The organism is Myxococcus sp. AB036A (assembly GCF_006547355.1).
Taxonomy (GTDB): domain Bacteria; phylum Myxococcota; class Myxococcia; order Myxococcales; family Myxococcaceae; genus Myxococcus; species Myxococcus virescens.
The window spans coordinates 105,412-117,589 of the sequence record NZ_VHLC01000016.1 but is presented as its reverse complement, the minus strand read 5'-3'; the positions used below and the strand labels follow the sequence as shown (position 1 = coordinate 117,589).

The window sequence follows — 12,178 nt, the reverse complement described above, 5'->3', positions numbered from 1 at the left end:
GCCCTGGAGTGCCCCCCGCCGCCACCCGCCCCCCTGCGCTGCTCTCACCGCGTGTCGGTGGACTGGCGATGGTGGGCGTCATCCTCGTCGGCGCGCAATCCATGTACGTCTCGCAGAAGTCCCCCTGCACGCCCACCACGCAGGCGCACCGCGTGGTGCGACCTGATGGCTGGGTGCTCGACTGGTGCGCGAATGCCGAGGACAAGAACGAGGGCACTTCATGGCTCCGGGACGAACGAGGCCGATTGCGCGAGGAGACCACCTGGACGCAGGGCGCACGAAAGGGCCCCTATCGCCGCTGGGATGCCACCGGGCGACTGCAAGTGGAAGGTCAATACCGGGGCGACCTGCCCGCTGGCGAATGGCTCCATTACGCCGAATCGGGCGCCCTGGTGATGAGGCAGGCATTCGCCGAGGGCAAGCTCCACGGCGCGACGCAGACGCTGGCGGAAGACGGTGTCCTCCAAGAGCTCCAGAACTACGAGCACGGGCACCTTCATGGCCCCTACGCACTCTTCTTCTCCACCGGACGCAAGCGGGTGGAAGGCCACTACGAGCGAGGGAGGCGGAGCGGAGACTGGACGACCTACGACGCCACCGGGAAACGGGTGGACGCCACGACCTGGCACGAAGGTCAGCGTTCACTCGTGTGGGTGGACGGTGCGAAGACGCAGGACGCGCCCGCCGCCGCGGAGAGTGGGAGCGAGGTCGCTGAAACCCCCTCCGCCCCCGTCCTCCCCGCATCCCAGGATGCCCTCTTCAGTGGGCATGACCTCGAATGGTGGGGGCAGCGGCTCAGACACCTCTGGCCTCGCAGGCAGGACCCCGAATGGGCCGCGCGCTACGCGCTCACGGTGCACCGTGCGAACCTCAACGGCCTGACGGTCGAGGAGACCGCCGCGGGCCCCCGGGTGACGCGAAGCCCCTCCCCGGAAAGCGCGCAGGCGGTTCGAGGCACACCATGAAACGCGCGTCACTCACCGCGGCCCTCTGCATGCTGTTGTCCGCCGGGCTCGCCACAGCCGCCCCCTTCGAGGTCCTGCGCTCACGCGAGACCCCCGAACACGCCCAGCTCATCCTGGCGCCCCGCGAAGACTCCCGGACGGCCACGTTGGTCGTGGCCTTCCAGAGCGGCCGGTTCGACGAAGCGGGGAGCCACGGGCTCACCCGCCTCACCCAGCACGCCATGCTGGAGGCGAACCTGCGTGGCCGCTATGACGACCTGGTGCGGGACTTGTTCGGGGCGGGCGCCTCGCTCGAGCTCCTCACCGGACTGCGGCAGAGCGCCTTCATCCTCGAAGTCCATCACCGCGACTTCGACCGGCTCGCCCAGCGGCTGCTGGGCATGTTGCTGGATGCCAGGCTGGACGCCTCGAAGTTGGAGCAGGCCATCGAGCGGACCGCGCAGGACCCCGGCCTGACGGACACGCACGACTTCCTGGAGGCACGACTCGCGTCAGCCCTCTCCAGTGACACGCGTTATGCGGCGCCGCCCCCTCCGTCTCCCTCGAGCGTGCAGAGCCTCACGGAACGCCATGTGGCCATCCACATGTCGAGCGCCTTCAATCCCCGGAACGCGACCGTCATCGCGGCGGGGGCCTTCGACGCCCCCGCGCTCCGCCGGGCCGTGGCGCGTTATCGCGGCGGCGTAGCCGCGCCGGTGGCCCGGCTCACACCGAAGCTGCCCAGCAAGGCGCAGCTCCCTTCGATGAGCGACGTGAACGTCCTCGCCTACCCGGTCCACATCACCCAACCCGAAGAGGCCGCCGTCCTGCGGGTGGTGGGGCCGCTGCTCCAACGCCGCATGGAGCGCAGGTTCCGGACCATGGGCGTCGGCTACGCCCAGGAGGCGGCGCCCATGCTGACCCCCTGGATGGATGCGCTGGTGCTGACACTCCCCGCGAATGACCCTTCGGCCTTGGACCTGGGGCCGTTCCTTCTGCAGGAAGTGGCCGCGGTGCGCGAAGGCCGGGTGACACCCGAGGAGTACGCGACCAGCCATGGCTCGGCGCTGGCCCGCCTCCGGCTCGAAGACCCGAACCCGCGCGCGGTGGCCCTCCAGCTCGCCAGCAGCATCCAGACACCGGCATGGTACTCCCCGGAAGTGGAGACCTCGCTCGCCGCGCTCTCGGCCGAGGAATTCTCCCGGCGCGTCCAACCCTGGCTGAGCGAGGCTCGGCTCGTTCATCTGCTCTTCACGCCGTATCAGACGCCGCGGCCCGCTTCGAAATCACGCATCCGTGGAGGGGGACGGCGATGAACATGCCCCGCGCTCGTCATTGGGCCTGCTTGCTCGCGCTGCTCTGCGCGGCGCCTTCCGCCGAGGGCCGGGCCCCGCCGGTGGCCAACGCCCCGGCCCTCACCGCCGAGTGGCTGCCCGACGGCACGGAGTTCGTGGTGGTGCCCCAGACAGGGGTGGCCACCGCGTCCCTGCGCCTCGTGGTGCGCTCGGGCGCATCGCGTGACCCCGTCGGGAAGGAGGGGCTCGCGCACCTGCTGGAACATCTGGTGTTCCATGGCAGCCACGACCTCGCGGGCACCGAACTGCGGAACCGGGTCGAGGCGACGGGCGGCACACTCAACGCCTTCACCTCGGCGCAGTCCACCATCTACGCGCTCGACGCGCCCGCCAAGGAATTCCCTGCGCTCGCGCGCGACGTGCTGCGCATGGTGACCAGTCCCGAGATTCCCGGGGGCAAGCGCCTGGAGCGCGAGCTGGGCATCATCAAGACGGAGAGCATCTACCACTTCTCCCGGATGAGCCTGTCCACACACGTGGAGGAGGCGATGTTCCAGAGTGTGGCACTGGAGAACGCCCTCATTGGGACCACCGAGTCGCGCGCGCGCATCACCCGTGACGACCTCCTGGCGTTCTACACCCGGCATTACGTCACCTCGAACATCTCGCTCGTCTTCACGGGCGCAACGACCGTCGATGAGGCGCGCCGACTGGTGGACACGGCCTATCGGCTCCCTCCCGCGCTGCCCGAGGAAGCCGTGGCCTCCGTGACCGAGACGGCCATCTACCCCGTCGAGCAGCACACCCGCGCGCCGAGCACCTTCATCGCGCAGGGGTACCCGATTTCCCGCGAGGACCGAGGCACGTGCCGTGTGGTGGCGGACCTGATTCAGCTCCGGCTGCTGCGCGAGGTCCATCTGAAAGAGCCCATCGTCTCCAGCATGCGGGTGCTCTGCATCAACCTGCGAGGAAACGACCTGCTGCTCGCGTTCGCCTACACGCGCTCCATCGACGGTGCCCGGTTGCCCTACCTCATGCAGGAGACGTTCGACACGCTGGCGCTCCGTCCCCCGAGCGCGTCCGAACGGAAGCTGCTCGAGCAGCGGAGCCAGCGCCTGTCGGAGCTGCTGCTTGCCGAGGGGCCGGAGCTGGCGGATACCGTGGCGGCGCTCGCGTCGGAGCCTCGCCAGGGAGAGCTCGTGAACCTGGAAGTCCTTCAGCCCGCTCGCGTCCCCACGCCCGCCGTGCTGAAGAGCTTCGTGCGTCGCAACTTCCAAGAGGACCGCGCAGTCAGAATCACCAGTTCCCCCCTGGAGGGCTGACGGCCGCCGGCGCTCCTGGGCACGTGAGGCATGATGCGGAGATTCGCCCCCCTGATGTGTCTCGCCCTGGCATGCGCCGGGCCCGCCGTGACGACGGTGCGGCCAGCGCCACCCGCGCCGCAAACGCCCGCCGCGCCGGAGCCCCCACCGAGGCCGCCGTCCGGCCCTTTCTCACGTGAACTGGAGCCCCTGCCGAAGCAACGCGTGAACTCCACGGAGGGCATCTTCACCGCCGAGGTCGAAGCCGTGGCGGCGCCCAAGCTGACGCGGCACGAAGGTTCCACACGTCTGGAGATTCCCCTGGGCACCGAGGCCACGCTGGGCTGCTTCGTGTACGAGCGGCCCATCGACGCGGCGGGCGCGGTGCTCGCGGTGGCGAAGGCGGTGCAGGGCCACAAGGGCGTCACCGTGCGGAGCCTGACTCCCACGGACGTCTCGGTGGTCGCGGATGCGCCGGTCATGTTCGTGGACGTGGACTATGAAGTGGCCTCGCCTGGCGACAGTGTGAGCGCGGGCAGGCTGAAGCTGATGGTGAGCGCGAGCCCCGCGCTGCCCCTGCTCTGCGCGCATGACGAGCCCGGCTACGCGCGCACCTTCCAGCGCATCACGACGGGCCTGGCCTCCACGCTCCAGGTGCCGGGCCCGCCGCGGGCGCCCGCGCCCATGGCGGAACTTCGGGTGCTGAAGCTGGATGGCCGGCTCGCGGGCTTCGACTGGCGCACCGGGCGGAGCTTGGAAGCGGGTGCGCAGCGCACGGAAGCCTCCACGAGCCTGCTGCTGCCAGGGGCCCCGAATGGCCCACGCGCGGAGGACCGCACCGTCACCACCATCACGGATGACGCGGGCCAGTTGCAGGAGCAGCGCCACGCCCATGCCGAAAACGGCAACCTCACGCTCCAGGTGACGCTCCGGCGCGAGCGGCCACCCAAGCCCCCTCCGCGCGAGACGCCCAGCAAGGTGTACCGCTATGAGGGGCGGCAGGGCACCCGGCCGCTGAAGGGGACATTCACCTCGAAGCGAGGACTCGCCACCGAGGCGATGGTCCGCAGGGGCGTGCGCGAAGGGCTGCTCACGGGCGACGCGTCCGAAGTGCTGTTCGACGTCTACCGTCCGGCGGAGACGCCCGCCGCGCCCACGGAGGTGGTGCTGCGCCGGACGCCCGCCGCCGGGCCACGAGCCCTCACCGTCACCACGGGTACCGACACCGAGGAGGCACGGGCAACCACGAGCGGCGCGCTGGAGTGGACGGAACGCCTCCTTCCTGAAGGCCGCCTGACGTCCGAGCGCGTCTACAGCGTCCCGTTGCCCTGAGAGGCGCGACTCCTCACGGGGGGGTCGCGCACCTCACCAGAGCATGTCCTGATCCTCGGTGACGCCGGGGACGTTGGACAACTCCAGTGTGCGGCTTCCCACGCGCACCGTGCCGTTGAAGAAGCCCACCGGCTGCGCGAAGTGGCTCACGACGAGGCGCAGGTTCCGGTCCTCGCGGTGCACATGAAGGGGCTGGAAGCGCAGGTCCACCGCGCCATCCACCGTCGCCAGCCGCCACGGCGCCATCAGGTCCTTCGCGTCGTATTCGAAGCGGGCGCGCGCCAGCGGGTACAGCTTGTCCCCCAGCCACAGCGCGTTCTCGTTGGCGTCCGCGTTGCCTTCGTTGAAGCCCTCCACGAGGTTGATGCCCACCGGCGTGCCGTCCGCCAGCCGCCCCGACGCGAAGGCCCATCGCCACGCGGTGTGCCGCGCCAGGTAGCCCTGCGTGTAATCCATGCCGCCCACACCTCCATCCAACCGGAAGCGCTTCCCGCCCGCCTCCAGGCTGCCGAAGGTGAGCAGGCCATTGCTCTTCATGGTGACGTTGACCAGCCCGTCACCCTCCACTGGCGCCACCACGGTGAGCGCGGGCGGGCCGCCGGCCACCATCATGTCGCCCTCCCACTGGAAGGACTGGAGGCTTCCGGTGCGCAGCCGGCTGACGTCCACCGCCACCCGGTAGCGCTCGTCGTTCTCGCCGCGCTGCACCGACAGCCGTCCGCCCAGCGTGCGGAAGGAGGCCTTGAGGCCCTGACCGGGCTTGTCGCCCAGCACCACCATGGGGCCGGGCGTGCCCAGGAAGCTCACGTCACACAGCGGCTTGCGCTCGCGCAAGTCCAGGGCCACCGCGAAGGCGCTCGACGTGTAGCCCAGGTCCACCACCGCGAAGAGCGCGGCGACCTCGGGCGTGGCCGCGAAGGTGTAGTGCCAACGCTTGCGCTTCAGCAGACGCGTGGTGCGGCCCGGGGCCCACTGCCCTTGCAGGCGCGGCAGGTCCACTTCAGGCAGCTCACCCTGGTAGGTACCGAATCGGGGCTGCCCCCCGGAGGTGGCCACGGATACTGGCGCGGGAGGGAACAAGGCGTCTTGCTCTGGCTTCATCTGGCCCCATTGGAAGGCAAAGGCGCGTGGCTGTCATGTCAGGCCGCCGCCCAAGCGCCACCCGCCGACAGTGGCACCTGAGAGGTTGTGCGGAGCGTAACGCAACAGCGGCGCGATGGGGACCCTCGTCAGCCCCGGCCGAAGACGATGCGCTCCTGGGACAACAAACGCGCGGTGACCGCCAGCGACAACACCGTGAGCAGGATGCTGGACACGCCCGCGATGAGGAACGGCAGCGCGCCCAGCGGCTCACCGCGCATCACCTCGCCCGCGAGCACCTCCTGGCCCAGCACCGGCACCGCGAACATCCACATCTTCGGCTGGAGCGGAGACAGGGCCAGCACCATGCCCGGCAGCATGGGCACCACCATCAGGAGGGACAGATACGTCTGCGCTTCCTTGAAGGAGCGTGCATAGGTGGACACCCACACCTGCACGGCGGAGGCGGCCAGGGCCAGCGGCAGCACGGCGGCGGCCATGCCCAGGGCGGCGGGCGCGTCGAAGCGGGCCTTCACCCCCAGGTCCTCCAAGGGCACGCGCCGCACCACCAGCATGTAGGCCACCAACGTAATCAGCACCGCCGCGATGGCCATGACCACGGTGGCCAGCCACTTGCCCGTCACCACCGCGCTCCGGGGCGCCGGGTTGAGCAGCAGGGGTTCCAGCGAGCCACGCTCGCGCTCACCCGCCATGGCGTCGCTGGCCACCTGCATGCCGCCCGCGAAGGCGGCGATGACCAGGAAGAGCGGCACCATGTTGAGCAGCCCCGCCGCGGTGCGCTCCGGCGTGGACAGGTCCGCCTCCTGCACCCGCACGGGAATGGCCAGGTCCGGCGAGACGCCTCGCGCGTAGAGGCGCTGGTTGCCCAGCATGTGGGCGTACGCTTCCAGCAGCCGCCGCGCGCGCAGCACCGACTGGCGCGCGGACTGGCGCGAGCTGTCCACCACGAGCTGCACCTCGGCGGTGCGCCCGGCGGAGTACGATTCGGCGTAGTCGTCCGGCACCACCAGCACCGCGTCCAGCGAGCCCGCCCGGATGCGCGACTCGTAGTCCTCCGGCGCCTCTTCCAGCTGCGCTCCGTAGCGCTCCAGGAAGGCCATCAGGCTGGGGGCATGCTCCCGCCCCACCACCGGCAGCGCCAGCGGCCGGTCCTGCCGGTACCAGGAGGCCAGCAGGTTGAACATCACCATGAACACGACGGGACCAATCAGCGGCCACATCAACGAGGTGAGCACCGAGCGCCGGTCGCGCAGGTGGTCCTTCAACTCCTTGCGGAAGACGGAGAAGGACAGCCCGCTCATTGCATCAACCCCTGGTCCGTGCCGATGGTGGCCACGAAGGCCTCCTCCAGGCTGTCCTTGCCCGTGCTCGCGCGCAGCGCGTCCGGCGTCCCGTCCGCCACCACCCGCCCGTGTGCCACCACCACGATGCGGTCACACAGCGCGGCCACTTCCTGCATCACGTGGCTGGAGAACACCACGCACCGGCCTTCATCCTTCAGCCGCCGCAGCAGCGTGCGCACCGAGCGCGTGCTCATGACGTCCAGCCCGTTGGTGGGCTCGTCCAAGAGCACGTTGCGAGGCCCGTGCACCAGCGCCCGCGCCATGGCCACCTTCACGCGCTGGCCCTGGCTGAAGCCTTCCGTGCGGCGGTCCGCGATGTCCCGCATGTCCAACAGGTCCAGCAGTTCATCCACGCGCTTGTCCAGCGTGGCGCCGGACAGGCCGTGCAGCTCGCCGTAGTAGCGCGCGTGCTCGCGGGCGGTGAGGCGCGGATAGAGGCCACGCGCGTCCGGCAGCACGCCCAGCGCCCGCCGGGCCTCCTGCGGTCGCTGCACCACGTCCACGCCGTCCACCAGCGCGGTGCCGCGGTCCGGCCGCACCAGCGTGTAGAGCATGCGCATCGTCGTCGTCTTGCCAGCGCCGTTGGGGCCCAGCAGGCCGGTGATGACGCCGTCCTCCGCGGTGAAGGACACGTCCTCCACCGCCGTCACCTTCTTGCCAAAGCGCTTGTGCAGGTTCCTGGCTTCAATCATGGCGCGCGCGTCCTCAAGGCACCGGGCCGGCGAAGGAGGTGAAGAAGGGAGGACGGGAGAGGTTGGTGCCGCACGCGGACGACAGCCCCTCCACGCTCCCTTGGGTCAGCAGGTCCAGCATCAGCGTGCGCGCGCAGTCCGCGCCAATCGTGTTGTGGCCCACGCCGGGCACCACCACGTGCAGGCTGTTGGAGAGCGTGCGCTTCGCCTCCTCGGCCCACGCGGGCGGCGTCACCGGGTCCAGCTCGCCCGACAAGAGCAGCGTGGGCACCGACGACACCACCGGCTCGCGGTAGCCCTGGGGCAGGCTCCCACGCGGCCAGTCCGCGCAGACGGAGAGGACTTCGCGGCCCATGGTCGGACCGAACCAGGTGCCCTGCGACTCGCGCACCAACGCCGCCTCGTCGTAGAAGGGCGCGTCCTCCGCGCACACGACGGCGAAGTAGAGGCCATGGCTCACGGTGCGTCCCAGGTTCTCCGTCAGGCCCACGCTGAGCGCGACGAAGGGGGACCAGTCTCCCTGCGTGGCCCGGTCCAGCATCAACGGCACCAGGGAGGACATCTCCGGGCTGTAGAGCTGCGCGAAGAGCTGCGCCAGGAAGGCGCGGCGCGACAGGACGACCTCCTCCAACACGCCGGTGCGCGGGTGCGCCACCTGGGTGCGCGCGGGCGTGGTCTCCAGCGTCGTCAGCAACGCCTCCGTCCTGGACCGCAGGTTCGGATACGCCTGGGTACACGCCGCGTCCGCCTCGCAGTTCGCCAGCAGCCGATCCAGCGCCTGCTGTGCGTCGCGGGGCGCGAACAGCGGCAGGTACAACCCCATGGGCGCCACGCCATCCAGGATGGCGGTCCGCACGCGCTCCGGGTGCTGCCGCATGTACACGAGCGCCGCGCGCGTGCCGTAGGACACGCCCCAGAGGTTGAGCTTCTCGTAGCCCAGCGCCTGGCGGACCTCGTCCAGGTCATCCATGGCGACGGGCGTGGTGTAGTGCCGCACGTCGGCGTCCCAGCCCTCGCGGCACTTGCGCACCTCCTCCGCCGCCTTGCCCTCCTCGAGCCGCGCGGACAGCCCCTCTTCCGGCGAGTCCGTCTTGCAGTTCAGCGGATTCGAGTCCCCCGTGCCTCGCTGGTCCACCAGCACGATGTCGCGCTTGCGGCGGATGCGCTCCACCGCCATCAATACCTGCGTCGAACGCGACGCCGCCTGGCCCGGGCCTCCCGCCAGCAGCACCAACGGATCCGGCTGCGGCTGCGCGGCCAGCGCCGGCACCACCACCACGCGCAGGGGAATCTTGCGGCCCGTGCGAGCCGCCCGGTCCTCGAAGACCTCGAAGGTCCCACACTGGGCCTGCGTGGCCAGCCCCTCCAGGCGGCAGGGCTTCAACGACAGCGTTCGCCGCTCCGCGGGGTCCTGGCTGCTCTTGGAGCAGGACACCGATGCCGCAGCCAGCAGCCCCAGGGCCAGCAAGGCGCGCCAGGGCGGACGATGGGAGGAGATGTGTGCACGGACCCCGGACAAGGGTGCCTCCATCTGGGTACGGGAGGCTCCCCACATACCACCTCCCACGGCATTGGATTGAATCCCGCGCGGAGAAGGGGCGTCCGGTGATACGCCCATGCCCACCATGAAACGTGCCCTTCTCGTCCTGGCCGTCCTTGGACTCACCACGCTCAGCGGCTGCGCCGCCTTGCAGAAGATGCTGAAGGGGGCTTTCAAGAAGCCCACCCTCTCCTTCAAGACGGCCCGGCTCGCGGATGCGTCCTTGTCCGACGCCACCATCAACCTGGTCTACGAGCTGAACAACCCCAACGGCTTCGGGTTGAACCTGGCCGAGGTGGACTACGCCTTCTTCGTGGAGGGCAAGCAGGTCGTGGCCGGCAAGCCGCGCTCGGGACTGGCGCTCAAGGCCAACGGCAAGAGCGAGCTCGTCTTCCCGGCCAACGTGAAGTTCGCGGACGTGGTCCCCGTGCTGGAGACCTTCCTCAAGCAGGACAAGGCCGCCTTCAAGGCGCAGGGCACGCTGGGCGTGAAGACGCCCCTGGGCGTGCTGAGCTTCCCGCTGGCGAAGGAGGGCACCTTCGAGGTCCCCAAGATTCCGCAGGTGTCCTTCCAGGCGCCGCGCATCAAGGACATCACCCTGACCGGCGCCACCGTGGAATTCCCGTTGTCGATTACCAACCGCAACAGCTTCCCGCTGCCGGTGGCCGGCATCACGGGCGCGCTGAAGGTGGCGGGCGCGGATGTGGGCACGCTGTCCACCGGGAACCTGGGCAAGCTGGACGGCAGCGGGACGAAGCAGGTCACCCTGCCCCTCACCATCAGCTTCGCTCGCGCGGCGAACGCGGCCCTGGCCCTGCGCTCGGGCGGAAATGCGCAGGTCCGCCTGGACGGCAAGCTCACCTCGGAATCCCAGAGCGTTCCCCTGAGTCTCAATCAGCTCGTCAATTTCGTTAAGTGACGCCTGCCTGCACTGCGGGCAGGGGAACTGAACACAGGGTTGTCCCAGGGCGCCTCAGACGTTACGGTGGGGCGTCCTTGCCGCTTTTCCAAGGTCGAGACACACATGCGCCGCATCCTCTTCAAGTCGAAAATCCACCGCGCGACCGTGACCCAGGCTGACCTGGATTACGAAGGGTCGGTCACCATCGACCGCGACCTGCTTCGCGCCGCCGACATCGTGGAGAACGAAAAGGTCGCGGTCTGGAACGTCACCCAGGGCACGCGCCTGGAGACCTACGCGCTGGAAGGTGAGGCCGGCAGCGGCGTCATCTGCATCAACGGCGCGGCGGCGCACCTGAACAAGCCGGGCGACCTGGTCATCCTGGCCACCTTCGCGGAAGTCGAGGAAGCCGAGGTGGCGAACTGGAAGCCCACCGTGGTGTTCGTGGACAAGGACAACCGCGTGGTGCCCGGGCAGACGAAGGAGATTCCGGGCCCGCAGCGCCGCTCGGCCTGACGCCCGGCGCCGCAGCGGTCCGCTGGCTGCTTTGCCCCATCGAACGCCTTTTGCCATGCTCCCCCCTTCCTTAAAGGGTGGGGTCGTGGGCCCCGGAGGAGTCGATACGATGAGGCGGTCGTGGGTGAGCGCTGGCGCGCTCTCGCTGGTGCTGACAGGTTGTACGGGTACGGGAGCCTTCCGTCCGGATCCGAACAACGACGACCCGCTCTACGGGGTCATCCCTGTCGTGAAGGCGCCGCCGCAGAACCGATGCGCTGCGCTCGGCACGTCCTCCGCGCGGGGCTCATGTGACGACGCCCTCTACCTGGCCACCGAGTACACCCGCCGGCTTTCGGTGGGTGATGAGATCTGCCTCGAGGGTGGCTACGGCGAAGACCCGGGCGCGGCGTGCAAGGCGCGCGCGGCCATCATCGACACCTCTCCCAATCAGGTGAAGCTGGAGGTGCGCGGTCCGAAGCCGGACTCGCGCTGGTTCAACGTGGAGATGCGGCACGCCTGGTACGAAGAAGGCGCGCTGGTGGACCTCTACCTGTCCGAGCGGGGTTATTGAGGGATGGGTCTCTACGACAGCGTGGCCGAGCGGCTGGCCTTCATGAAGAAGATGACTCCGGCGGAGCTGAAGAAGCTCGGCTCGGCGCGGCTGTCGGACATCGTCCTCCAGGAGGTGGCGCGCTCGCGTGTGCGCATCACGACCCTGGAGAAGCGCTACCCGCAGGCGTCGCCGCGGGAGCTGGCCCAGCGCATCGTGGACGAAAAGAAGAACCTCGCCAGCATGGTGGGCGGGGTGAGCGGGGTGTTCGGGCTGGTGGCGTTGCCGGCGGACCTGCTCTTCATGGCGTACCTGCAAATCATCCTGCTCACGGACGTGGCCACCCTCTACAAGGTGAACCTCAAGACGGAGCGGGCGCGCGGGGAGATGCTGGACTTGTTCGGCTACGCCAACGGCCTGGGCCCGCTGCCCCGCGCGGGTCCCAAGGTGCTGGGGAAGCTGGCCGCCATGCTGCTGGAGAAGGGCGGCATGCAGACGCTGGGGCGGGCCATGCCGCTGGTGGCCGCGCCCGTCACCGCCTACTTCAACAACCAGCACATCCAGATGGTGGGCGAGCAGGCCGTGCGCTTCTACGAGGGCTTCGACAAGGCCCACGCCAAGGCGAAGGCCCAGCGCAAGAAGGCCAGCGGCGCCTGACGGACCGGGCCCCGCACATTTCTT

At 69.6% G+C, this 12,178-nt stretch carries 12 protein-coding genes; 8 read left to right on the top strand and 4 right to left on the bottom strand.

All coding sequences use genetic code 11. The features are described from left to right. From FL344_RS38445 to FL344_RS09485, 4 genes are all read left to right on the top strand, one after another. A partial coding sequence (locus tag FL344_RS38445) for a toxin-antitoxin system YwqK family antitoxin (protein WP_368667421.1) occupies positions 1-965 on the top strand: 965 nt, incomplete at its 5' end. After that, entirely contained in the window at positions 962-2,260 is a 1,299-nt protein-coding gene (locus FL344_RS38440; RefSeq protein WP_194863056.1) for an insulinase family protein, read from the top strand. The genes FL344_RS38445 and FL344_RS38440, both read left to right, overlap by 4 nt. Then, entirely contained in the window at positions 2,257-3,561 is a 1,305-nt protein-coding gene (locus FL344_RS09490; RefSeq protein ID WP_194863055.1) for a pitrilysin family protein, read from the top strand. The genes FL344_RS38440 and FL344_RS09490 overlap by 4 nt, the downstream gene beginning before the upstream one ends. A 204-nt stretch (positions 3,562-3,765) precedes the next feature. After that, positions 3,766-4,872, top strand: a complete 1,107-nt coding sequence (locus FL344_RS09485; RefSeq protein ID WP_228564900.1) for a hypothetical protein — start codon at positions 3,766-3,768, stop codon at positions 4,870-4,872. Positions 4,873-4,905: 33 nt separating this feature from the next. Here the strand turns inward: FL344_RS09485 and FL344_RS09480 are convergent, their stop codons facing one another. From FL344_RS09480 to FL344_RS09465, 4 genes are all read right to left on the bottom strand, one after another. Beyond that, positions 4,906-5,973: a DUF2804 domain-containing protein gene (locus FL344_RS09480; RefSeq protein ID WP_141618282.1), complete on the bottom strand. Its 1,068-nt coding sequence runs from the start codon at positions 5,971-5,973 to the stop codon at positions 4,906-4,908. A 128-nt stretch (positions 5,974-6,101) separates the two neighbouring features. Beyond that, entirely contained in the window at positions 6,102-7,274 is a 1,173-nt protein-coding gene (locus tag FL344_RS09475) for an ABC transporter permease (RefSeq protein ID WP_141618281.1), read from the bottom strand. Further along, positions 7,271-8,008 carry an ATP-binding cassette domain-containing protein gene (locus tag FL344_RS09470; RefSeq protein WP_141253215.1) on the bottom strand — a complete coding sequence of 246 codons (738 nt, stop codon included), beginning with the start codon at positions 8,006-8,008 and terminating at the stop codon, positions 7,271-7,273. Before FL344_RS09470 ends, FL344_RS09475 begins: the two co-directional genes overlap by 4 nt. Positions 8,009-8,021: 13 nt before the next feature. Beyond that, the gene (locus FL344_RS09465; RefSeq protein ID WP_141618280.1) at positions 8,022-9,539 is read right to left on the bottom strand and encodes an alpha/beta hydrolase; all 1,518 of its coding nucleotides are present in this window, start codon (positions 9,537-9,539) and stop codon (positions 8,022-8,024) included. Positions 9,540-9,624: 85 nt separating this feature from the next. On the opposite strand from FL344_RS09465, the gene FL344_RS09460 reads away from it, so the two are divergent. The 4 genes from FL344_RS09460 (at position 9,625) to FL344_RS09445 (ending at position 12,154) form a co-directional block, all read left to right on the top strand. Further along, a complete protein-coding gene (locus FL344_RS09460) occupies positions 9,625-10,467 on the top strand; it encodes an LEA type 2 family protein (RefSeq protein ID WP_090487790.1) in 843 nt (280 codons plus the stop codon). Positions 10,468-10,572: 105 nt separating this feature from the next. Then, on the top strand, positions 10,573-10,965 hold the full coding sequence (panD, locus tag FL344_RS09455) for an aspartate 1-decarboxylase (RefSeq protein WP_090487788.1): 393 nt from the start codon (positions 10,573-10,575) through the stop codon (positions 10,963-10,965). Positions 10,966-11,074: 109 nt separating this feature from the next. Then, complete coding sequence (locus FL344_RS09450) at positions 11,075-11,518, top strand: hypothetical protein (protein WP_141588109.1); 444 nt, start codon at positions 11,075-11,077, stop codon at positions 11,516-11,518. A 3-nt stretch (positions 11,519-11,521) separates the two neighbouring features. Further along, positions 11,522-12,154 (top strand): EcsC family protein, encoded by a 633-nt coding sequence (locus FL344_RS09445; RefSeq protein ID WP_090487784.1) that lies wholly within the window; start codon positions 11,522-11,524, stop codon positions 12,152-12,154. Positions 12,155-12,178 lie beyond the last annotated feature (24 nt).

Bases quoted from the DNA above. Each gene is read 5' to 3' on its own strand.
- FL344_RS09460 (WP_090487790.1), top strand. From the start codon at position 9,625: ATGCCCACCATGAAACGTGCCCTTCTCGTCCTGGCCGTCCTTGGACTC.
- FL344_RS09475 (WP_141618281.1), bottom strand. From the start codon at position 7,274: ATGAGCGGGCTGTCCTTCTCCGTCTTCCGCAAGGAGTTGAAGGACCAC.
- panD (WP_090487788.1), top strand. From the start codon at position 10,573: ATGCGCCGCATCCTCTTCAAGTCGAAAATCCACCGCGCGACCGTGACC.
- FL344_RS38440 (WP_194863056.1), top strand. From the start codon at position 962: ATGAAACGCGCGTCACTCACCGCGGCCCTCTGCATGCTGTTGTCCGCC.
- FL344_RS09450 (WP_141588109.1), top strand. From the start codon at position 11,075: ATGAGGCGGTCGTGGGTGAGCGCTGGCGCGCTCTCGCTGGTGCTGACA.
- FL344_RS09470 (WP_141253215.1), bottom strand. From the start codon at position 8,008: ATGATTGAAGCCAGGAACCTGCACAAGCGCTTTGGCAAGAAGGTGACG.
- FL344_RS09445 (WP_090487784.1), top strand. From the start codon at position 11,522: ATGGGTCTCTACGACAGCGTGGCCGAGCGGCTGGCCTTCATGAAGAAG.
- FL344_RS09480 (WP_141618282.1), bottom strand. From the start codon at position 5,973: ATGAAGCCAGAGCAAGACGCCTTGTTCCCTCCCGCGCCAGTATCCGTG.
- FL344_RS09490 (WP_194863055.1), top strand. From the start codon at position 2,257: ATGAACATGCCCCGCGCTCGTCATTGGGCCTGCTTGCTCGCGCTGCTC.
- FL344_RS09465 (WP_141618280.1), bottom strand. From the start codon at position 9,539: ATGGAGGCACCCTTGTCCGGGGTCCGTGCACACATCTCCTCCCATCGT.